Below are 21,036 nucleotides of genomic sequence, written 5' to 3' on the forward strand. Positions count from 1 at the left end.
ATTATGACCGCCAGCCATCAGAGGGGTTCCACGGAAACCAATATCAGTGTGAACCAGTTGCCAACCACGCCCACGCCACCTATCGCGATCGAGCTCGCGTTTTCTTCCTATTCGCGCTTCGTGCAGCGCCTGCGCCGCAGGTACGCGGCCGAACTTGCATTGCTTCCTCCCGGCGCGCCGCTGCGCGAGTCGATATCCACGGCCTATGAGGCATTGCGCGCACGCGGCGACAGCGTCGGCGATGCGCTGCGCATTGTGCGGCAGCTCGTGATGGAACGGCTTGTAACGCTCGATTGCGATGCCCAGGCGCCGCTGGCCGTGGTGACCACCGCCGTGACCGAGCTCGCGGAATTCGCGCTCGACATCGCCTGCCGCGACGCCTGCCACGAACTCGACGCGCTGCATGGCGCGCCGCTCGGCCCCGAAGGCCAGCGCGCGCAGCTCTGGGTGGTGGGCATGGGCAAGCTCGGCGCGCGCGAGCTCAACGTGTCGAGCGACATCGACCTGATCTACCTGTACGACCTGGACGGCGAAACCCGCGGCGACGCCGACGGCCGCGGCCGGCTGTCGAACCAGGAGTATTTTTCGCGCGCCGTGAAGCGCATCTACGCGCTGGTGGGCGACACCACCGAGCACGGCTTCGTGTTTCGCGTCGACCTGGCGCTGCGGCCCAATGGCAATTCCGGGCCGAGCGTGGTCTCGCTCGACGCCCTGGAAGAATATTTTCAGGTGCAGGGCCGCGAGTGGGAGCGCTTTGCCTGGATGAAGAGCCGGGTGGTGGCGCCACGCGACATCGTGTCCGAAGGCCATGCGCAAGGCCTGCGCGCCACGGTGCTGCCCTTCGTGTTCCGCCGTTACCTGGACTACAGCGTGTTCGATTCGCTGCGCACGCTGCATCGGCAGATTCGCGAACAATCGGCACGGCGCAGCGCGGGACGGCCCGAACGCGCGAACGATGTGAAGCTGTCGCGCGGGGGCATCCGCGAGATCGAATTCACCGTGCAGCTGCTGCAGGTGGTGCGGGGCGGGCAGTTTCCCGAGCTGCGCACCCGGCCCACGCTCGATGCCTTGCAGCGCCTGGCGCGCGCCGGGTTGATGCCGCAGGAAACCGCCGATGCGCTGGCCTCGGCCTACGAATTCCTGCGCCGCGTGGAGCACCGCATCCAGTACCTGGACGACCAGCAGACCCACATGCTGCCGGTGGGCGACGACGACCTGCGCTGGATTGCCCAGACCATGGGCTATGCCAACTGCTGCCCGTTTCTCGAGCAGCTCGACACGCACCGCGAACTGGTGGCGCAGGAGTTCGACAAGCTGCTGGGCGGTGAGAAGCCCTGCAACGGCAAGTGCAGCGGCAAGAAGGCCGCCGCGCCTGCCGACCTGGCCGATCTGCTCGACGACTTGCCGCCGGCGTTTGCCGAGCGCATCCGCAACTGGTGCGAACAGTCCCGCGTGCTTGCCCTGCGCGAAGAGACCCGGGCCCGGCTGCGCCAGCTGGTGCAGCGCACCGGACAGTGGCTGAAAGAGCCCGACGGCGACGGCCCGGGGCAGACGCCGCGCCATGCGGACGCCGCATTGCGCTGGGCCGACTGGATCGAACCGCTGCTTCGGCGCGAGAGCTACCTGGCGCTGCTGGTCGAGCGCCCCGCGGTGCAGGAGCGGCTGCTGCGGCTGCTGGGCGCCGCGAAGTGGCCGGCGCGCTACCTGATGCAGCACCCGGGCGTGATCGACGAACTCGCGAGCGACGAAATGCTCTCGGGCCGCTTCGTGGCGGCCGAGTTCGAACGCGAACTGGAAGCACGCCACGCCTCGCTCAGCCGCACCGGCGAAGCGGACGAAGAGCGGCTGCTGAACCTGCTGCGCCACGCCCACCACGCCGAGGTGTTCCGCACGCTGGCACGCGACGTGGACGGCCGCATTACCGTGGAGCAGGTGGCCGACGACCTGAGTGCCTTGGCCGACACCACGCTGCGCGTGACCGCCCGCTGGTGCTGGCCGCACGTGCGCAACCGCCACCGCGAAGCGCCGCAGTTCGCCATCATCGGCTACGGCAAGCTGGGCGGAAAAGAACTGGGCTACGGCAGCGACCTGGACATCGTTTTCGTCTATGACGATGACGACGAGCGCGCCGGCGAGGTGTATGCGGCCTATGTGCGCAAGCTGATCAACTGGCTCACGGTGAAGACGCGCGAGGGCGACCTGTTCGAGATCGACACCGCCCTTCGGCCGAACGGTAATTCGGGCCTGCTGACGACCAGCTTCGAAGCCTACGAGAAGTACCAGCTTGGCCGCGGCAGCAATACGGCATGGACCTGGGAGCACCAGGCCATGACGCGCGCGCGTTTTGTGCTGGGCAGCGCCGAACTGGGCGCGCGCTTCGACGACGTGCGCCAGGCCGTGATCGTGTCGCCGCGCAATCGCGAGGCGCTGAAGGCCGAGATCATTGCCATGCGCGACAAGGTGCGCGGCGCACGGCCGGTGAAGGCCGACCGCTTCGACGTGAAGCACAGCCCCGGCGGCATGGTGGACGCCGAGTTTGCGGTGCAGTTTCTGGTGCTGTCGGCCTCGGGCGAGCACCCGGAGCTGATTCCCAATGTCGGCAACATCGCGCTGCTGGTGCGCGCCGAAGAAGCCGGCTTGCTGCCCGCCGGCGTCGGCCGCAAGGCTGCGGCGGCGTACCGCGAACTGCGCCGTGTGCAGCATCGCGCACGCCTCAATGAAGAACCGACCCAGGTCACCCCGCCTGCACTGGCCGCCGAGCGCGATGCCATGCTGGCCTTGTGGAAGGCTGTATTTGGCTGAGCGAGCTGTTTCTCCCGCCCCCACCGCGCTGGCTGCGTGCGCGGTGGCCGTCGCTGTTCTTCTTGCGGGTTGCGCGAGCGGCACCCGCAGCGGCGGCGGCGCGCTGAGCGGCCGCGACGGCCCGGGCACGAACATTCCGTCGGACCTCGACCGGGTGCCCGATGCAGAGCCCCGCATCGAAGCCATCCGCAGCAGCGGCGGCACCAGCAAGCCCTATACGGTGCTGGGCCGGGCGTACCAGCCGATCACCGACGACCGGCCGTTCCGCGAATCGGGCATCGCCTCGTGGTACGGCCGCAAGTTCCACAGCGCGTCGACCGCGAGCGGCGAGCCCTACGACATGTACGCCATGACGGCCGCGCACAAGACCCTGCCGCTGCCGAGCTACGTGCGGGTGCGCAACCCGGCCAACGGGCGCGAGGTGATCGTGCGGGTGAACGACCGCGGCCCCTTCGTCGACGGCCGGATCATCGACCTGAGCTACACGGCGGCGCTCAAGCTCGACCTGCTGCGCGGCGTGGCGCCGGTGGAGATCGAGCGCATCACGAACGAAGACATCCGCACCGGCGCCTGGCGGCGGGACTCGGGAACCGCGTATGCCGCGGCCCCTGCGTCAGCACCATCGCGGCGCGCGGCGGCTGCGTCGGTGGCCGTGCCTTCGGCCTGGGTGGCGCCGGTGGCGATGAATGCGCCGGAGGCCTCGACGATGCCGGTCGTGCCGCAAACGCCGGTGGTACCAATGGCCCCGATGCCGCAGACAGAAACTATCGCGCAAGCGGCACCGGCAACGCTCGAGGCCGATGCCGCGCCGCCGCCGCGCCAGCCGATGGTAGTCACCGACCTTGCGCCAATGGCCCCCCTGTCTGCGCCAACGGCACCGGCAGCGGCCGCGCCGGCCGCCGCACCATCATCCGCCGCGGTCGCGGGCTTCTGGGTGCAGCTCGGCGCCTTCCGAGAGCGCGATGGCGCGGAAAGCCTGCGCAGCCAGGCGGCGCGCGGCCTGCCTTCACTGGCGCCGCAACTGCGCGTTTTCAGCGAGGCCGGCACGCATCGGCTGCAGGCCGGACCCTTTGCGTCGCGCAATGAAGCCGGCGAGGCTGTCACGCAGTTGCGCGACAGCCTGCGCATTGCGCCGATGGTCGTCGAGCGCCGCTGAAGAAAGAAGCTCAGTCCAGCGCCTTGGCGGCGACGGGCATGCGCATGCCCACGTTGATGCGGTTCCAGGTGTTGATCTGCGCGACAGCCACGGTGAGCTCGGCAATCTCGACATCGCTGAACTGCGCCTTCAAGGCTGCGAACTCGGCTTCGCGCTCGTCGTGATGATCGGCCAAACGCGTGAGCGATTCGGCCCACGCCAGCGCCGCGCGTTCGCGATCGTTGAAAAAGCTCACTTCGCGCCAGGTCGCCAGGCTGTTGATGCGCTGCCATCCCTCGCCCTGCTTGCGCAGGTCGCGCACGTGCATGTCGAGGCAGTAGGCGCAGCCATTGATCTGCGAGACGCGCGCGAACACCAGATCGAGCACCGTCTTGCCGACGGTGCTCGAATCGATGCTGGCACTGACCGCCAGGATGGCTTCGAAGGTCTTGGGGATAGTCTTGAACCAGTTCAGGCGCGGGGTCGTGTTCATGAAAATGCTCCAGTGGTTTGGGTTTGAAAGATCTGCTTCCTACCCACTGAAGACGGGCTCGCTTCCGGCCCTGTGACACGCCAGACGAACTATTTCGAAGAAAAAAGCCGGGCGATGCGCGTCAGCTTGTCGGGATTGCGCTGGGCGCGGATACGCACGATGCGCTCGCCTTCAATCTCGAAGGTCTGCGCCGATTCGAGCTGCCCGTCTAGAAACCGCAGCAGCCCCGGCTCGCCGTTGATGTCCACCAGTTCCATGCGCACCGCGGGGCCCATGCGGCGCCAGAGCGCAAAGTAAAGCTGCGCCAGCCGCTGGCTGCCGCGCAGGACCTTGCTGAAGGTCTGCACCTTGCCGCCGCCGTCGCCGATGAGCTCAACGTCTTCCGCCATCAGTGCCTTCAGGTCGTGCAGGCTGCCGCGCGCGGCCGCATCGGCAAAGGCCTGAAGCAGGCGCTGGTGGGTTTCACGCGAAACCTGGAATCGCGGGCGCGCCTCCTGCACCTGCGCCTTGGCGCGGTGCACCAGCTGGCGGCAGGCGGCCTCGCTCTTGCCGAGGGTGCGGGCGACTTCTTCGTAGTCGGCGTCGAACACTTCGCGCAGCAGGAAGGCGGCGCGCGCCTCGGGCGCCAGGCGCTCCAGCACGGCAAGGAAAGCCACCGACACGTTGTCGGCGCGCTCGAGCAGCTGCTCCGGCGTGGCGGGGGCATCGGTGAGCGTGGGCTCGGGCATCCAGGCGCCGATGTAATGCTCGCGCTGGACCTTGGCGGCGCGCAGCCGGTCGATGGAAAGCCGTGTGACGACGGTGACCAGCCAGGCCTCGGCGCTGTCGAAACCGGTCTTGTCGGCCTCGTGCCAGCGCAGCCAGGCGTCTTGCACCACCTCTTCGGCCTCGGCAACGGTGCCGAGCATGCGGTAGGCAATGCCCTGAAGGCGGCGGCGGTGGCTGTCGAAGGTAAGGGTGGCGTCGTCCATGGTCACAAGACGGGCGAGCGGCCTGGTTTGTGACAGGCCATTTCGCGGGACGCGCCCCTTTATTCCTTCAAGCGCCCTGGTACTCGGCCTTCGGCCCGAGGTTGGCGGAGACTTCCCTGCGGTAGCGGTTGAGCTCCTGCACGGTCTTGAAGCTGCGGTTCATGAGCAGGCTCAGGTTGTGCAGGATGCGCTCGCCGACCTTGCCCTCCCAGACGGCATCGAACTTGATCTGCTTGTCCAGCCAGTGCTCGAGCCAATCCGGGTCGGGCATGCGGCTCTGGATGGTGTCGTTGGGGAACAGCGCCTTGTTGACGTGCAGGTTGGTGGGGTGCAGCGCCTGCGCGGTGCGGCGCGCGCTGGCCATCAGCACGCCAACCTTGGTGAAGGCGGCGCGGGCTTCGTCGCCGAACTTTTCGAGCGCGCGCTTCATGTAGCGCAGGTAGGCGCCGCCGTGGCGGGCTTCGTCCTGGCTCAGCGTGGTGTAGATGTGCTTGATGACCGGCTCGGTGTGCCACTGGGCCGCGCGGCGGTACCAGTGGTTGAGGCGGATCTCGCCGCAGAAGTGCAGCATGAGGGTCTCGAGCGGAGGCGCTGGGTCGAAGTCGAAGCGCACTTCGTGCAGCTCCTGCTCGGTGGGCGCATGCTGGGGGCTGAAGCGCTTGAGGTACTCCATGAGCACCAGCGAGTGCTTCTGCTCCTCGAAGAACCAGATCGACATGAAAGCGGAAAAATCGCTATCGTGGCGGTTGTCGCGCAAGAACATTTCGGTGGCCGGCAGCGCCGCCCACTCGGTAATGGCGTTCATCTTGATGGTTTGCGCCTGTTCTTCGGACAGCAGCGAAGCATCGAACGACTGCCAGGGAATGTCCTTGTCCATGTCCCAGCGGACAGATTCGAGTTGTCTGAAGAGTTCCGGATAAAGCATCAAAATCTTTCTAAGGCCGCCGATTTTAGTCGGCCTGCTTGGCGCGCTCGTGACAGACGCGCGATGATGCGGCCATGCGCCCCCTGACGGCATGGATGCATACCCCCATTTTTGTACCAGGAGCCCCTATGCCAACCCCCACCCGATCGCCCGTGCCGATGCGCCTTGCACAGGCCGCCGCGCTCGCGGCTTGCCTGCTTGCCGCCGGTACGGCGGGTGCCCAGGCCCCCTCTGCCGGGCCATCTACGGCTCCGGCCACCGCACCCGCCGACGCGGCCTGCCCGGCCACTCTGCAACACACCTTCCCGAGGCTGCAGGACGAAAAACCCCAATCTTTGTGCCAGTACTCCGGCAAAGTGGTGCTGGTGGTCAACACCGCGAGCTTCTGCGGCTTTACCCCGCAATACAAGGGGTTGGAGGCGCTGGACAGCAAATATCGCTCGCGCGGTCTGGTGGTGCTGGGCTTTCCGTCGAACGATTTCTCCCAGGAGTCGGGCTCCAACAAGGAAATTGCCGATTTTTGTGAAAGCACTTTCGGCGTGAAGTTTCCGATGTTTGCGAAATCCTCGGTCCGCGGCCCGAATGCCAACCCGCTGTTCAAGCAGCTGGCGCTGGCCTCCGGCACCACCCCGAAGTGGAACTTCTACAAATACCTGATCGGGCGCGACGGCAAGGTGGTTCAGGCGTGGTCGAGCATGACCGCGCCCGACGAGGCCGCTTTCGTGAAGGTGGTGGAGAGCCAGCTCGCCGCCAATTGACCGAGAGCCCCGACCTGCTCCTTCTCGCATCGGAGTCTTGTAGTACGCGTGAACTGATCGTCACAAACGTTTACCACTGAACCGGGAACCGCGCTGGCACACTGTCCTCATAAAAGACGTGGACAGCAAATGTCCTCCGGTTTTCATGTTGCGAGGTCTTCCAGGCGTTTCTCGTCTGGTCGAAATCCCGAGGTGATTCTTCTCCTCCTCCCTCCCTCCCTCCTTCGCGTCGGGGCGCCTCGCAGCATTTTTGTATTCCCACGAAAGGGGGCGCCGCACACGGTGCCCCGGAATTGAAAAAGGCGCCCGGGGCGCCTTTTTCATGTCATGGTTGCGTGTCGATGAAGCTGGGCCGCAGCATCAGCTTGTCGTACAACTTTCCGAGGTTCGGGTGCTCGCCGCGCCAGTCGATCTCGGGAAAGCGAAACCCCACCCAGCCCAGCGCGCAGCCGACCGCGATGTCCGACAGGCTCAGGTGAATGCCGCTGCAAAAAGGCTTGTCGCCCAGGCCCTTGGCCATGGCGGCAATGCCGCCCTCGACCTTGGCGCGCTGGCGCTCGATCCAGGTGGCGCTGCGCTCGCCGTCGCCGCGGCCGCTCCAGGTGGCTTCCAGGCGCCAGAGCACGCCGGCGTCCATGACGCCATCGGCCAGCGCTTCCCAGGTCTTGACCTCGGCACGCTCGCGGCCCTGCTGCGGAATGAGCTTGCCCACGGGGGACAGCGTGTCCAGGTATTCGACGATCACGCGCGAGTCGAACATCGCCTCGCCGCCTTCCATGATGAGGCAAGGCACCTTCCCGAGCGGGTTGGAGTGGGCGATGGTGGTGTCGGCGGACCAGACATCTTCGATCACGAACTGGTAGTCGAGCCGTTTCTCGGCCAGCACCACGCGCACCTTGCGCACATAAGGGCTGGCGGCCGATCCGATCAGTTTCATGAAGGCTCTCTCCCTTTGCTTTGATAACGATTGTTCGTGGCTATTTTAGGGGAACGCTGAAAAAGGCAGCTTCGAACTGTCGCAAACGGGCCTCGGCGCGGGCCGCCTAAAATTCGGGCATGAGCTTCTCCACCGTTTCCGCCCTCTCCCCACTGGACGGCCGCTATGCGGCCAAACTCGCGGCATTGCGCCCGCTGATGAGCGAACAGGGCTACATGCACCGGCGCGTGCAGGTCGAGGTGGCGTGGTTCATTGCGCTGTCCGACTGCGGCTTCGCTGAATTCAAGCCACTCACGGGCGGCGCCCGCAAGTACCTGTTGGGCCTGGTCGCCCATTTCTCGGAGGCCGACGCGCTGGCCATCAAGGAAATCGAAAAGACCACCAACCACGACGTGAAGGCGGTCGAGTACTGGATCAAGTCCAAGTTCGAAGCCCGGCCGGAACTGCTGGCCGCCGCCGAGTTCGTGCACTTTGCCTGCACCAGCGAAGACATCAACAACACCAGCCATGCGCTGCAGATCCAGGCCGCCCGCGAGAAAGTGGTGCTGCCGGCCATCGACGGGCTGATTGCCAAGCTGCGCGAAATGGCGCACCAGTTCGCCGGCGTCTCGATGCTGTCGCGCACGCACGGCCAGACCGCGAGCCCCACCACCGTGGGCAAGGAAATTGCGAACGTCGCGGTGCGCCTCTCGAAGGCCCGCGCGCAGATTGCGGCGGTGCAGCTGCTCGGCAAGATGAACGGCGCGGTGGGCAACTACAACGCCCACCTCGCCGCCTGGCCAGACTTCGACTGGGAGGCGTTCAGCCGCAAGGTGATCGAAACGCCGGCACCGCTAGGCCTGGGCCTGAGCTTCCAGCCGTACAGCATCCAGATCGAGCCGCACGACTACATGGCCGAGCTGTTCGACGCGGTGGCGCGCGCCAACACCATCCTGATCGACTTCTCGCGCGACATCTGGGGCTATGTGAGCCTGGGCTACTTCAAGCAGCGGCTCAAGAAAGGCGAAATCGGCTCTTCGACGATGCCGCACAAGGTCAACCCGATCGACTTTGAAAACGCCGAGGGCAACCTGGGCCTGGCCAATGCGGTGCTGCGCCACCTGAGCGAGAAGCTGCCGATCAGCCGCTGGCAGCGCGACCTGACCGACAGCACGGTGCTGCGCAACATCGGCGTGGCCTTCGGCTACGCCACGCTGGCCTATGCGAGCCTGGCCACGGGCCTCGGCAAGCTGGAGCTCAACGAGGAAGCGCTGGCCGAAGACCTCGACGCCTCGTGGGAAGTGCTGGCCGAGCCCATCCAGACGGTGATGCGCCGCTACGGGGTACAGGGCGCCTACGAGCAGCTGAAGGAAGTGACGCGCGGCAAGACGGTCACGGCCGAGGCGCTGCACGGCCTGATCCGCTCGCTCGAGATTCCGGAATCCGAAAAAGAGCGGCTCCTGGCCATGACGCCGGCCAGCTACGTGGGCAAGGCCGCGGAGCTCGCCAGTAGAATCTGAGGCTTCCCGCACCGATGCACCAGCCGCCCGAGGGCGGCTGTTCGCTTGGCGCTTTCGCCTTTTGCCGAAATTTCCAGCCAACGCGCCGTGACCGGCGCGCCAGCCAACAACCGTGACGGGCGCCTCGAAGTCCCCGTTGTTCATGCGCGCCCCCCTGAGACGCCTCTGGCTCAAGATTCACCGCTGGATCGGCCTTTCGCTCGGACCGGTACTCGCCCTCACGGCGCTGCTTGGCGCCGTGCTGGTGGTGGCCTTGCCGATCGATCGCTACGCGCACCCCGCGTTCTTCGTCGCACGAAGCGCGGCTGATGCGGGAACAGGAACGGCCGCCGCGTCCGCATTGCAGCTCGAGCCGCTGCGCCAGCGCATCCTGGCCGAGTTCGGCCCCACCACCAACTTCACGCTGCGGCCGCCGCGCAAGCCCGGCGAAACGCTCTGGGTGTATGTGCGTGGGCCGTGGGAGGGCACCCTTTACCTCGACCCGGCAACCGGCGCTGAGCAAGGCCGACGCGGGTCGCACGAAGGCGCCTACAACCTGATGTTCGAGCTGCACAGCAGCCTGCTGCTGGAAGACACGGGCAAGGGCATCCTGGCTTTTGTGGCGCTGGCCTACCTCTTCCTGCTGGTCACGGGCGTGGTGCTCTGGTGGCCCACGCGCTGGCCGCCCTCGCTGCGCATCGTGCTGAACCGCGGGCTGTTGCGCGGCTTGTTCGATTTGCACCGCACCGGCGGCGCGGTGCTCGGGCTGCTGATCGCGGTGTCGATCTTCACAGGCGCCTACATGGCCTGGCGCCCGCTCGGCAACTTCATTTCAGCCGCGGTCGGGCAGCAGCAGGTCAAGCCGCCCGTGGTGCCCAAGGGCCCCGCGTCAGGCCCCCGGCTTTCGCTCGACGAGCTCGTCGCCCGCGCCCAGCAGGTGTTTCCGGGCCAGCCGATCGGCTACGTCCAGGTGCCGGCCAAGCCCGACCGGTCGCTGCGCGTGCGCTTCCGGCTGCCCGACGACCCGCATCCGAACGGCATCGGTTCGGCCTGGCTGCATCCGCTGACGGGCGAGGTGCTGGCGGTGCGCCGCTGGCAGGACCTTGACGTGGGCAACGGCGCGGTGGTGGTGATTTACCCGCTGCACACCGGCGAGTTGGGCGGGCTGGCGCACCAGGCGGTCACCGTGCTGCTCGGCCTTGCCCTTTGCGGCCTGGGCGTGAGCGGCGTCTGGCTCTGGTGGCGGCGCCGCGCCGTCGCCGCGGCGGCGGCCCGCGACCGGGCACTTTCCGGCAGCACCCGCACCACGTCTTGAGCGGGACGCCGCAGCAGCTTTCGATTTATTGAGATATCCGAGGAGAAACCTTGTTCAAGCAGAAAAAGTGCGCCGCGCTGGTCATGGCGCTGTTTCCCATCAGCTTCCAGAGTTTTGCGGCCGACGCGGAGCCTGCTGATGCCGCATCGGGCGCTAAATCGCTGGAGGCGGTGACCGTTACGGGCGACTGGCTCGGCTCGCCCAGTGAGACGAAGGTGCTCGAGCATCCGGGCGCACGCAGCATCATCGAGCGCAAGCAGATCCAGGAAAGCGGATCGAGCAGCGTGCGCGACGTGCTGCGCCAGGGTGCCCGGCGTGCAGGTGCAGGAGAGCAACGGCACGGGCGGCAGCGACATTTCGCTCAACGTAGGCGTGCGCGGGCTCACCTCGCGGCTGTCGCCGCGCTCGACCATCCTGCTGGATGGCGTACCGCTGGCCTATGCGCCTTACGGCCAGCCGCAGTTGTCGCTGGCACCCCTTTCCCTTGGCAGCCTGGAGGCGGTCGACGTGGTGCGCGGCGCGGGCTCGGTGCGCTACGGCCCCCAGAACGTGGGCGGCATCATCAACTTCGTGACGCGGGCGATTCCGAAGCAGTTTGCAGGCGAAATCGGCGTGGGTGTCGAAAGCGCCAGCCATGGGGGCGGCGTCAAGACCACGCCCACGCTGTTCATGGGCGGCACCAACGAGAACGGCCTGGGTCTTGCGCTGCTGTATTCGGGCACGCACGGCGACGGCTTTCGGCAGAGCAACGACCACACCAGCATCAACGACCTGATGCTGAAGGGCGCGTATCGCATCTCGAAGACCGACGACATTGCCGTCTCGGTGCACCATTTCGAAGGCAAGGGCCGCATGCCCGGCGGCCTGACGACGGCGCAATTTGCCGTCAACCCGTTCCAGTCGGACCGCCCTTTCGACGAATTTTCCGGACGCCGCACCGACGGCTCGATCAAGTACACGCACAACGACGGCGTGAACAAGTTCGAGATGCTGACCTACTACACGGACTCGTACCGCAGCAGCTACCTCGAGCAGGAAGGCACCGGCGCCAACACCGGCCGGCGCCGGCTCACCACGGCTCCGCGCGACTACAAGACCTTTGCCATCGAGCCCCGCTACTCGCGCCTGATCGATTCGGGCAGCGTGGTGCAGGAAGTGAGCGTGGGCGTGCGCTACCTGAAGGAAGAAGCCTCCGAGGTGGCAACACGCAGCAGCTACTACACGCCCACGCCCGGCTACAACGCCTACACGCGCGCCCAGCCGGCATACCAGACGAGCAAGGGCGGCACGACCGCGCATGCCTTCTACATCGACGACCGCATCGATTTCGGCAACTGGACGATCACGCCCGGCGTGCGCTACGAATCGATCCGCTCGCACAACGATGTCTTCACCGTGGCAAACAACCGCGTGACCGGCGCGATCTATCCGAAGATCGATTCCAACGAAGTGCTGCCGACGCTGTCGGTGCTCTACCGCATGAGCGAGCGCTGGTCGGTGTTTGCGAACGCCGGCGTGTCGTTCGGCCCGCAGCAGTACGCCCAGCTTGCGCAGTCCACCACCGGCCTGCATCCCGAAAAAGCCAAGACCTACGAAGTCGGCACGCACTACAAGGGCGAGACCTGGAGCGGCGAGCTGACGCTGTTCAACATCAATTTCGACAAGGAACTGCAGCTGGCCCGCTCCATCACCGGCGACGTCGGGCAGTGGACCGACCTGGGCGCCACTCGGCACCGCGGCCTGGAGTCGGCGCTGCGCTACGACATGGGCAGCCTGAGCGATTCGCTCAAGGGCCTGTCGCTGTCGGCCACCTACACGTACACGCAGGCCACCTCCAAGGCGGGCGCCTTTGCGGGCCGCGACCTGCCGTTCTACTCGCGCCAGGTGGCAACGCTCGGCGCACGCTACGAGCGCGGGCCGTGGACCTTCAACGCCGACGTGTACGCGCAATCGAAGCAGCGTTCGCCGGGATCGCCCGACGACGGTGCGCGGTACATCACGGAGGAAGATTCGACAGGCCGGCTCGGCAACATTCCAGGCTACGCCACCATGAACCTGCGCGCGGGCTACGACTTCGGCCCCTCGATGAGCAACCTGAAGCTGGCCGTGGGCGTCAAGAACCTGTTCGACCGCCGCTACTACAACCGCTCGGTCGACAACAACGGCGGCAAGTACGTGGGCCAGCCGCGCACGCTGTACCTGCAGGCCTCGGTGGCGTTCTGACGGCGCCCGTGGGGGCGCATACACTCGCGCACCCATGGCCCTCAAATCCACCATCTTCAAGGCCGCCCTCGCGGTGGCCGACATCGACCACGGCTACTACGCCGACCATGCGCTGACCCTGGCTCGCCACCCGAGCGAGACCGACGAGCGGATGATGATCCGGCTCGTCGCGCTGGCGCTCAATGCCTACAAGCTGCAGGACGTGTGCCAGGGCGACGGCACGCTGGCCTCTGGCGCGGGCTTGTCGAACGTGGACGAGCCCGATGTGTGGCTGCGCGATTTCACGGGCGAGACCAAGCTGTGGATCGAGGTCGGCCAGCCCGAGGACAAGCCCATCATCAAGGCCTGCGGCAAGTCGGACGAAGTGATCGTCTATTGCTTCAACCATGCCGCCGAGATCTGGTGGCGCGGCATCGAGAACAAGCTCACGCGGCCGCAGAACCTGTCCGTCTACCGGGTGCCGACGGAGGCCTCGCAGGCGCTGGCCGCGCTGGCGCAACGCAGCATGCAGCTGCAGGCGACCATCCAGGAAAACACGCTGACGCTGGGCGACGGCACCCACAGCATCGACGTCGAACTGCTGCGCTGGAAGTAAGCATTCAACAGGCGCTAGGCCGCCGGCATCATCGCGCCGCAGTGCCAGCACTGCTCAAAGCCGCCTTCGATCCGCTCGCCGCAGGCGCACTGCCACTTGCGCTGCGGCCGGTGCTGCGCCGCATGCAGCACCTGCTGCGCGCGCTCGAACTGGGTTTCGTCGTCGATCCAGATTTCCGGCAGGCACTGGTCGGGCGGCAGTTGGCCCATCACCGCGCCGAGAAATTCACGCTGAACGGTTGCCTCGACGCCCTCCTCGCGCAGCGCATGCACCCACAAGGTCGCGATTGCGAGGTTCGGCGCTTGGGCGAGGCGGCGCATGCGTGGGCCTCTTTTAGGGCGTGTCGTCGGGGCCGAGGGGCTCGGCGGGATCTTCGTCCGGCCATTGCGGCGGCTCGGCTTCGCGCGCCCGCTCGGCGTATTTGTTGAAGCGCCAGGCCGTGTCTTCCATGGTGATGCGGCGCCACGTGACGCGCTTTTCGGCCGGCGACATGGCCGGCCAGTGCTGCACCTCGTCGAAGCTGCGGCCGCAGCCCTTGCATTGGTCGTCGCCCTGGCTCGTGGAGCAGATGGCAATGCACGGCGTGTCGGGCGTGCTGTGGTACCAGTCGAGCCAGGCGGCCCAGGCTTTTTCAGGGAAGCCCTGCTCGTCGACCTCGTCTTCATGGTGGAACACCATGAGCGCATAAACCTCCGCGAGCGCGCGCAATTCGGGCGCCAGCGTGATGCCGTCGGGCGAGGGACTCTTCTCGCGCCAATGGTTGATGGCGGCCTCGATGTCTGTGATGTGAATGGCGGCCATGGGAGAGAAAAAACAGCGAGCGGCGATCATAGTCCGGCAATGCCCCGCAGCCGCCGAAGGTTATGTGCGCTACCAAAAATGGAGCGCCGGCGCCCCTGTTCGCGCGCGTTTTGGCGCGTCATCCCCAACGCGCAGAAAACTTTTGGTTGCCAGGGCGGGGGGCTCGATGATCTAATCCCCCCACGAAGGGGAGTAGCTCCCGACTGCCGTCCACGACGGCGGAAAACGCCAGGTCGTCAATACGAAGCACAACACTTCCGGCCTGTCGGGCAACGCGTGCCTGCCGGTATGCGCTGTCGAGCAAGACCTTCGATTTGAACCTGTGCAGGTTTGATCGAAGCGTTCCTGAATTCCCGGTTCCACCACCGGTCTTCGTCATGCTTCGAACAGCCCGCACGGGATGAATCGAAACGAACGAATGCGCCAAACTGCCGCCATTCCTCTTAGGATGGATGGCCGAATGGCGCGCGAAGACAAGAGGAACCTATGGAACAGTTCATGGCCCCGGAATTCTGGGTCGCGGTCGGTCAGATCATCATGATCGACATTCTTCTCGGTGGCGACAACGCCGTCGTCATCGCCCTGGCTTGCCGCAAGCTTCCGCCTGCGCAGCGCACCAAGGGCATTCTCTGGGGCACCGCCGGTGCCATCGTGCTGCGCGTGATATTGATCTTCTTCGCGCTCACGCTGCTGGCGATTCCGTTCCTCAAGCTGGTCGGCGCCGCGCTGCTGGTGTGGATCGGCGTCAAGCTGCTGGCCCCCGACCATGACGATGCGCACGGCAACATCCAGGGCAGCGACAAGCTGTGGGCCGCCGTGAAGACCGTCATCGTGGCCGACCTGGTCATGAGCGTGGACAACGTGATCGCCATTGCCGGCGCCGCTCAAGGTGCCGGCCAAGGCCACCAGATGCCGCTCGTGATCTTCGGCCTGCTGGTGAGCATTCCGATCATCGTCTGGGGCAGCCAGCTGGTCATCAAGCTGATGGACCGCTTCCCGATCATCATCACGATCGGCGGCATGCTGCTGGGCTGGATTGCCGGCACCATGGCGGTGTCCGATCCCGCGCTGTCGAACACCGCGGCCTGGACCTGGGTGCCGAAGGTGCCGCAGAGCGATACGGTCAGGTACGCCGCCGGTGTTGCCGGTGCGCTGCTGGTGCTGGTCATCGGCAAGCTGGTGGCCATGCGCCGCCCGAAGCACGCCGAAGAAGCCGCGACCACGAGCTGATCGCCCGCAGCCGCCATCGGAGAAAATGCTCTTCCTCTATGGAACAGTCTCTGCCACTCTAACTACTTGAAGGAGCGCCTCATGGAAAAGATCATTCTCTATGTCGACGACGCTGGCTATGCCGCCGAGCAGTTCGCAGAACTCGCACCGGACGCCGGCAGCGTCGTGGCGCGCCATTGGGTACTGGTGGCCTGCGCTCCGCGCATGACGCACCGCATCAGCAAGTGGGTGAGCCACAGCGCGCGCGAAAACTGGCGCGCCAAGTGGTTCAGCAAGGTGCAGGCGCAGCTGTTGCCCATGCTGGAGCGCAATGGCGGGCAGGTGACGGCGGTGCTTGCCAAGGGCCCGCTGACCGAACTGACGCAGCAGCTCAAGCGCGAACATGCGGCCACGCACGTGGTCGATGCGCGCCGCCCCAAGATCGGTGTCGACCTGGAGCCGGTCACGCACGAGCAGACGCCGCCGCGCCAGTCGGGCTGGGCGTTTCCCGGTGCCGTGATGGGCATGGGTGCGCTGCTGGTGCTTGCGAACGAACTGGCCGAATAAGCCGCCGGTTCAACGCTGCGAAACGTCCCCTGACGAGCCCCGGTGCGGCAACGCCCGGGGCTCGTTGTTTTGGAGCCGCTGGGGTATCCTGCGGCGCATGCGAATCATCATCAAATGGCTGCTCAGCGCCGTCGCGCTGCTGGCGGTGGCCTATCTCTACAGCGGCGTCCAGGTCAACAGCTTCGGCTCCGCATTGATTGCCGCCGCGGTTATCGGCCTGCTCAACATGATCGTCCGGCCGGTGCTGGTGGTGCTGACGCTGCCGGTCACCATCGTCACGCTGGGGCTGTTTTTGTTCGTGATCAATGCGCTGCTGTTCTGGGCCGCATCGGGCCTGCTGGGCGGCTTTCAGGTCAGCGGCTTCGTGGCGGCGCTGATCGGCTCGCTGATCTATTCGCTGCTGGGGCTGGTGATCGAAGCCGCGCTGGGCGGGCTTCTTTCCAAGCGCTGAGCGAGAGCTCCCGCTCGCGTCACCCGACCCGGCTCAGCGCAGCGGCGGCTCTTCAGCCTGCCGTTTCACCATCGCTTCCACGGCCCGCGCACGGGTGTCGATGATCGACGCCTCGTAGTGGTCGATGGGCGCACCGGGCTTGCGCACCAGCTCCTGCGCGGCCTTGAAGCGGTCACGCGCAGCGGGGTAGTCGAGGATGGCGACGTTGGCTTCGGCATCGGCGCGCACGGCGCGCAGGGTGTCGTTCTGCGCGCCGTAAAGATTGGCCAGCGCGCGCCAGGCGGTGGCGTCGCGCGGATGCGTGGCCACCCAGTCGCGCAGCACAGGCACCATGGGCGCGGGCTGGCGGGTGGCCACGGCGGCCTCGGCCGCGAGCAGCATCTCCGGCCGCTCTTTGGATTTCACATCGAGCAAAGTGGCGGCCTTGGAAGCGCCGCCGCCGGCGAGTTCGATCTCGGCGTTGAGCCATCGCGCCAGCTTGGCGGCGGATGCGTCTTCGGCGGTGCGCGCGGTCAATCGCTCGGCCAGCGCGCGCGCCGATCTGAAATCGCGCAGCTCCTTGGCTGACAGCGCCGCCGCGTAGAGCGTGCCGGCCTGCTGGGCCGGGCTGCTCCTGGCGAACTCGCCGCTCGAGGCGGCGTCGACCCAAAGCCGCAGCACATCGACACCCGGCCGCGTGAGCACCCGCGCGCGCGCCGCGATCATCGCGTGGTCCATCACCAGCGGCATGGCCGGGGCCGTGTCCATGCGGAACTGGAAGCGCCCCTGCATGTCGGAGATGCGCTCCGACGTGAGCGGGTGGCTGCGCAGATAGGGGTACGAGCCGTTGTCGTTGAGGCGCGCGGCGTACTGCAGCTTCTCGAACATCGTCGCCGCGCCCTGCGGTGCAAAGCCCGCCTGGGTCATCACGCCAAAACCGACACGGTCGGCCTCGCGCTCCATGTCGCGCGAGAAGCTCAGCTGGTTCTGCATGAAGAGCGCCTGGCTGCCCATGATCACGGCCTGGCCCGCATCGGCGTTGCGGCTCTTGCTGGCCGCGATCATGCCGAGGATCAAACCCGCCAGCATCAGCGGCATCTGCTTGCCCTGCCGGCTCATGATGCGCGAGATGTGGCGTTGCGTGACGTGCGAGAGCTCATGCCCGAGCACCGTTGCCAGCTCGTCGCGGCTGCCCACGGTGGCAATCAAGCCCATGTTCAGCCCCAGGTAGCCGCCCGGCAGCGCAAAGGCGTTGATGTTGCGGTCGCGGCCCAGCAGAACGACCCAGGCAAAGCGCTCGTCGAGCTCGGGCGTGAGCTCGCCGCGCTCGCGTGCGGCAGTCATCAGGCGCTGCCAGATTTCCTGCACATGGGCGCCGACCACCGGGTCGTCGATGTAGTCGGTGTCACGGTAGAGCTCGCGCGCGATCTGGTCGCCCAGCTGGCGCTCGGCGCTGGCCGTCATTTCGCCGCCGTCGCCCAGCCCCGGCAGCACCTGCAGCTGCGCTCGGGCAGGCACCAGCAACAATACCTGGCAAGCTATTAAAACGGTAGCGCACAACGACCGCAAAGCGGGTGCGGCAGAACTTTTTTTCTTGGCAAAAGGAGTCAAGCGCGGCATTCCTCGTCCATGGCTCGGGCTCGTATGATGCACCTCCACACCGAACGTTCACACATGAGCTCCCTCACCCATTTCGACGCCCAGGGCCAAGCCCACATGGTCGACGTCGCGGCCAAGCCTGCCACGCACCGCGTAGCCGTGGCCACTGGCCGCATCGAGATGCAGCCCGCGACGCTGAAGCTGATCGAATCGGGCACCGCGAAGAAGGGCGACGTGCTCGGCATCGCCCGCATTGCCGGCATCCAGGCCGCCAAGAAAACCAGCGACCTCATTCCGCTGTGCCACCCGCTGGCGCTCACGCGCGTGGCGCTGGCGTTTGCGTTGGCCGAAGAAGGCAACGCGCCGCAGGTGGTGTGCACGGCAACCGTCGAAACCGTGGGGCCGACAGGCGTCGAAATGGAAGCGCTGACCGCCGTGCAGGTGGCGTTGCTCACGATCTACGACATGTGCAAGGCGGTGGACCGCGGCATGCGGATCACCGACGTGCATGTGCTGGAAAAGCACGGCGGAAAGTCGGGGAGCTACGTCGCCGGCTAGCTCGCCGGCCAGGTACATCTAGGGCGACCGAGCGTCGACTGGCTGGCCCCTCAGCCACCGCTCGTATTCCACAGGAAAGGCGATGCGGAATCGCTCCGCCTGTTGCCACGCCTCCTGATCTCGCCCCGTCAGTTCAGCGCTTTCGATCAGCTTGACGATCACGCGGGGCTCGGGCGAGAAATGCAGGGTGCGCGCGGCCAGTGAATGCATCTGGGCGGCGTTGGCGGCGGTCACCCGCGTGAGCGTCAGCTCGGCAAAATCCACCTGCCGTGCAAAGAGCCAGGACTTCTTTGCCTTGGCCAATGTGTCGTCTTCATAGGCCGGCAGACGCTCGTCGCGCGGCAGGTAGATCTGGCTGATGCGGATGTAGTCCCAGGTGGCGTAGCCGACCACCGCCGCCAGCGCGCTGGCCGCCGCGGCGGGCAACACGGCCGTGTTCAGCCACCTGGCTTTGAGCCGTTGCCGCGACGAAGCAACTCGCGCCGGCCACAGCATTCCCAGGCACAGCCCGAACACCAGCTGGAACGGCCCATACCAGAGCGGATATTCCAGCAGGCTGTGCAGCACGATCGCACCCAGCATGCCCCACGCCATGAGCCGCGCCGGATCGCGCTCGCGCCAGGGCCGCGCCGCCAGCACCATCCAGATGAAACCGCCGCAGATGAGCGCCGATGCCGGAATGCCCAGCTCCACGGCCAGATGCAGCGGCAGGTTGTGCGCGTTGTCCAGGATCTCCGGGAACCGCGACCCCTCATACAGCGTGCTGTAGTGCGCAAAGGCCAGTTCGCCCCAGCCCCACCCCGTCCAGGGATGCTCGGCGATCAGCGTGAGCACATTGCGCCAGAGAATCATCCGCGTGTGGTCGCCTGGGGCGCCTTCCTGCAGGCGGCGCATCATGCCTTCGACCTCGCTGGCGGTGAGTTGGGGCAGCACCCATGCGATGGCGAAATAGATCGGGACCATCGCGAGCAGCATGAGTGGCGGCGGCAGGCTGAAATGCTTCCTGTCGCTTTCAGGCGCAGTGCGGCGCTCGCGCCACGCGATCAGCGTTGCGATGCCGACGATCGACAGTAGCTGAAGCAGTCCGGTGCGCGACGTTGACGCTGCCGCGGCCACCAACAGCAGCAAAGCAGCCGCCACCAGCCAACGCCTGACCTGCACCGACGGCTGCGCGGCGTGGCTCCAGAGCGCCGCCACCAGCGCCATGCTGACCAGCGTGGCGAACTGATTGCGCTGGCGCAGGTTGCCGTATGCCTGGCCGAGCGCGGGCGTAGTGGTCCAGGGCACCAGCGGTTCGGCCAGCCCGTAGTACTGGAGCAGGCCGAGGACGGCGCTGACGAGGCCGGCCGCGAGGATGCCGGTCGCCAGTACCCCGGCGGCGGAGGGGCCGCCCCGGGTGATTCCAGCGCCCACACAGGCCGCGGCGGCCATACCGGCCAGGGTTGCGCAAACCGGCAACCAATAAGAAATCGGCTCCTCACGCGCTGACAGCACCACGGCAATGGCGCCCAGCGCCAGCCATATCCCTATTTCGCGTTTAGGGCGTACGGCTGGTCCGAACGCAAGTAGTCCCGCAACGCACGCCCAAGTTGCCATCAGTTGCCAGACATTGACCGATGGCCCACCGACGAGTGGGCAGAGGAAGGGGAACGCGATCAGCCCCGCACGCACAACGTGGCCGATTTTTGCAGCGGAGGCGGGTGCGGGTGCCTCGAAGGGCACAGCTCGAAGCGTCATCTGCTCGATTGTGCCAACCGCTTTCGTCCCCGTCTTCTACACGTTCGGTGTGAAGGGGGCTCCCTCCTAGCGCCAGCAAGTCGCCGCTGTTCCCGGACTATCGGCTGCCATTCCCTTGGTTCCCTTGGCATTCAAAGTGAAGTCGCCACACTTGCCATCCGCAACCTGCGCCCCGGCGCGGGTCGCCTTCAATGTGAAGCCACCGTCGTCGGCGACCACACTCAGGGTCAATGTGTAGTAACCGTTTTGCGATGCGACGCCTGTTGGCAGCTTCAGTTTGTCTAACTCGCCGGCGCCGGCGTACACGCCGTTCTGCGCCCTGTATCGCTCTTGCCGGGCGGCCGCGTCATTGAGCAGGTTCTGCCCTTCCACGCGCCGGGACCGCATCACGTACTCCGTGTATGACGGGTAAGCGATCGCCGCAAGAATGCCGACGATGGCCACTGTGATCATCAGCTCGATCAGGGTGAAGCCCTTTTCAGCATTGCGCACTGGTTTCTCCT

Annotated in this window: 19 protein-coding genes and 1 pseudogene; 11 read left to right on the forward strand and 9 right to left on the reverse strand. The window is 66.3% G+C overall.

Annotated elements, in window-relative coordinates:
* Nucleotides 1–3 precede the first annotated feature (3 nt).
* A complete protein-coding gene (gene glnE, locus V9L20_RS15220) occupies nt 4–2,802 on the forward strand; it encodes a bifunctional [glutamate--ammonia ligase]-adenylyl-L-tyrosine phosphorylase/[glutamate--ammonia-ligase] adenylyltransferase (RefSeq protein ID WP_337297230.1) in 2,799 nt (932 codons plus the stop codon).
* Entirely contained in the window at nt 2,795–3,958 is a 1,164-nt protein-coding gene (locus V9L20_RS15225) for a septal ring lytic transglycosylase RlpA family protein (protein ID WP_337297231.1), read from the forward strand. The genes glnE and V9L20_RS15225 overlap by 8 nt, the downstream gene beginning before the upstream one ends.
* Nucleotides 3,959–3,968: 10 nt before the next feature.
* Here the strand turns inward: V9L20_RS15225 and V9L20_RS15230 are convergent, their stop codons facing one another.
* The 3 genes from V9L20_RS15230 to V9L20_RS15240 all read right to left on the reverse strand — a co-directional run bounded on the left by V9L20_RS15230 (nt 3,969) and on the right by V9L20_RS15240 (nt 6,326).
* Complete coding sequence (locus V9L20_RS15230; protein ID WP_337297232.1) at nt 3,969–4,430, reverse strand: carboxymuconolactone decarboxylase family protein; 462 nt, start codon at nt 4,428–4,430, stop codon at nt 3,969–3,971.
* Between the two features lie 89 nt (nt 4,431–4,519).
* Complete coding sequence (locus V9L20_RS15235) at nt 4,520–5,401, reverse strand: RNA polymerase sigma-70 factor (RefSeq protein ID WP_337297233.1); 882 nt, start codon at nt 5,399–5,401, stop codon at nt 4,520–4,522.
* Nucleotides 5,402–5,468: 67 nt separating this feature from the next.
* Complete coding sequence (locus V9L20_RS15240; RefSeq protein WP_337297234.1) at nt 5,469–6,326, reverse strand: ferritin-like domain-containing protein; 858 nt, start codon at nt 6,324–6,326, stop codon at nt 5,469–5,471.
* Between the two features lie 158 nt (nt 6,327–6,484).
* Here V9L20_RS15240 and V9L20_RS15245 point away from each other — a divergent pair, with 158 nt between their 5' ends.
* Complete coding sequence (locus tag V9L20_RS15245; RefSeq protein WP_258508178.1) at nt 6,485–7,084, forward strand: glutathione peroxidase; 600 nt, start codon at nt 6,485–6,487, stop codon at nt 7,082–7,084.
* Between the two features lie 325 nt (nt 7,085–7,409).
* On the opposite strand, the gene V9L20_RS15250 is transcribed toward V9L20_RS15245, so the two are convergent.
* Nucleotides 7,410–8,021 (reverse strand): glutathione S-transferase N-terminal domain-containing protein, encoded by a 612-nt coding sequence (locus tag V9L20_RS15250; protein WP_126749582.1) that lies wholly within the window; start codon nt 8,019–8,021, stop codon nt 7,410–7,412.
* A 119-nt stretch (nt 8,022–8,140) separates the two neighbouring features.
* On the opposite strand from V9L20_RS15250, the gene purB reads away from it, so the two are divergent.
* From purB to V9L20_RS15270, 4 genes and pseudogenes are all read left to right on the forward strand, one after another.
* Entirely contained in the window at nt 8,141–9,520 is a 1,380-nt protein-coding gene (gene purB / locus V9L20_RS15255; RefSeq protein ID WP_258502983.1) for an adenylosuccinate lyase, read from the forward strand.
* A gap of 142 nt (nt 9,521–9,662) precedes the next feature.
* A complete protein-coding gene (locus V9L20_RS15260; protein WP_337297235.1) occupies nt 9,663–10,814 on the forward strand; it encodes a PepSY-associated TM helix domain-containing protein in 1,152 nt (383 codons plus the stop codon).
* A gap of 83 nt (nt 10,815–10,897) precedes the next feature.
* Nucleotides 10,898–13,037: pseudogene (locus tag V9L20_RS15265) on the forward strand (TonB-dependent receptor family protein).
* 34 nt (nt 13,038–13,071) lie between these two features.
* On the forward strand, nt 13,072–13,632 hold the full coding sequence (locus V9L20_RS15270; RefSeq protein ID WP_337297236.1) for a YaeQ family protein: 561 nt from the start codon (nt 13,072–13,074) through the stop codon (nt 13,630–13,632).
* Between the two features lie 14 nt (nt 13,633–13,646).
* Here the strand turns inward: V9L20_RS15270 and V9L20_RS15275 are convergent, their stop codons facing one another.
* Both V9L20_RS15275 and V9L20_RS15280 read right to left on the reverse strand, forming a co-directional pair.
* Nucleotides 13,647–13,952, reverse strand: coding sequence for a putative signal transducing protein (locus V9L20_RS15275; protein ID WP_337297237.1), 306 nt, complete (start codon nt 13,950–13,952; stop codon nt 13,647–13,649).
* A 13-nt stretch (nt 13,953–13,965) separates the two neighbouring features.
* Entirely contained in the window at nt 13,966–14,433 is a 468-nt protein-coding gene (locus tag V9L20_RS15280; RefSeq protein WP_157616416.1) for a DUF3717 domain-containing protein, read from the reverse strand.
* A 486-nt stretch (nt 14,434–14,919) separates the two neighbouring features.
* On the opposite strand from V9L20_RS15280, the gene V9L20_RS15285 reads away from it, so the two are divergent.
* From V9L20_RS15285 to V9L20_RS15295, 3 genes are all read left to right on the forward strand, one after another.
* Nucleotides 14,920–15,663 (forward strand): TerC family protein, encoded by a 744-nt coding sequence (locus V9L20_RS15285; protein WP_337297238.1) that lies wholly within the window; start codon nt 14,920–14,922, stop codon nt 15,661–15,663.
* 81 nt (nt 15,664–15,744) lie between these two features.
* Entirely contained in the window at nt 15,745–16,209 is a 465-nt protein-coding gene (locus tag V9L20_RS15290; protein WP_126749590.1) for a hypothetical protein, read from the forward strand.
* Nucleotides 16,210–16,306: 97 nt separating this feature from the next.
* Complete coding sequence (locus V9L20_RS15295) at nt 16,307–16,660, forward strand: phage holin family protein (protein ID WP_126749591.1); 354 nt, start codon at nt 16,307–16,309, stop codon at nt 16,658–16,660.
* A 33-nt stretch (nt 16,661–16,693) separates the two neighbouring features.
* Here the strand turns inward: V9L20_RS15295 and V9L20_RS15300 are convergent, their stop codons facing one another.
* A complete protein-coding gene (locus V9L20_RS15300) occupies nt 16,694–18,259 on the reverse strand; it encodes a M48 family metalloprotease (protein ID WP_337297239.1) in 1,566 nt (521 codons plus the stop codon).
* Between the two features lie 54 nt (nt 18,260–18,313).
* On the opposite strand from V9L20_RS15300, the gene moaC reads away from it, so the two are divergent.
* The gene (gene moaC / locus V9L20_RS15305; RefSeq protein ID WP_337297240.1) at nt 18,314–18,796 is read left to right on the forward strand and encodes a cyclic pyranopterin monophosphate synthase MoaC; all 483 of its coding nucleotides are present in this window, start codon (nt 18,314–18,316) and stop codon (nt 18,794–18,796) included.
* Nucleotides 18,797–18,814: 18 nt separating this feature from the next.
* Here the strand turns inward: moaC and V9L20_RS15310 are convergent, their stop codons facing one another.
* On the reverse strand, nt 18,815–20,533 hold the full coding sequence (locus V9L20_RS15310; RefSeq protein WP_337297241.1) for a PglL family O-oligosaccharyltransferase: 1,719 nt from the start codon (nt 20,531–20,533) through the stop codon (nt 18,815–18,817).
* Nucleotides 20,534–20,599: 66 nt separating this feature from the next.
* Nucleotides 20,600–21,025 carry a type IV pilin protein gene (locus V9L20_RS15315; protein ID WP_337297242.1) on the reverse strand — a complete coding sequence of 142 codons (426 nt, stop codon included), beginning with the start codon at nt 21,023–21,025 and terminating at the stop codon, nt 20,600–20,602.
* Between the last annotated feature and the right edge of the window lie 11 nt (nt 21,026–21,036).

The organism is Variovorax sp. CCNWLW225 (assembly GCF_037204045.1).
In the GTDB taxonomy this organism is placed as follows: domain Bacteria; phylum Pseudomonadota; class Gammaproteobacteria; order Burkholderiales; family Burkholderiaceae_C; genus Variovorax.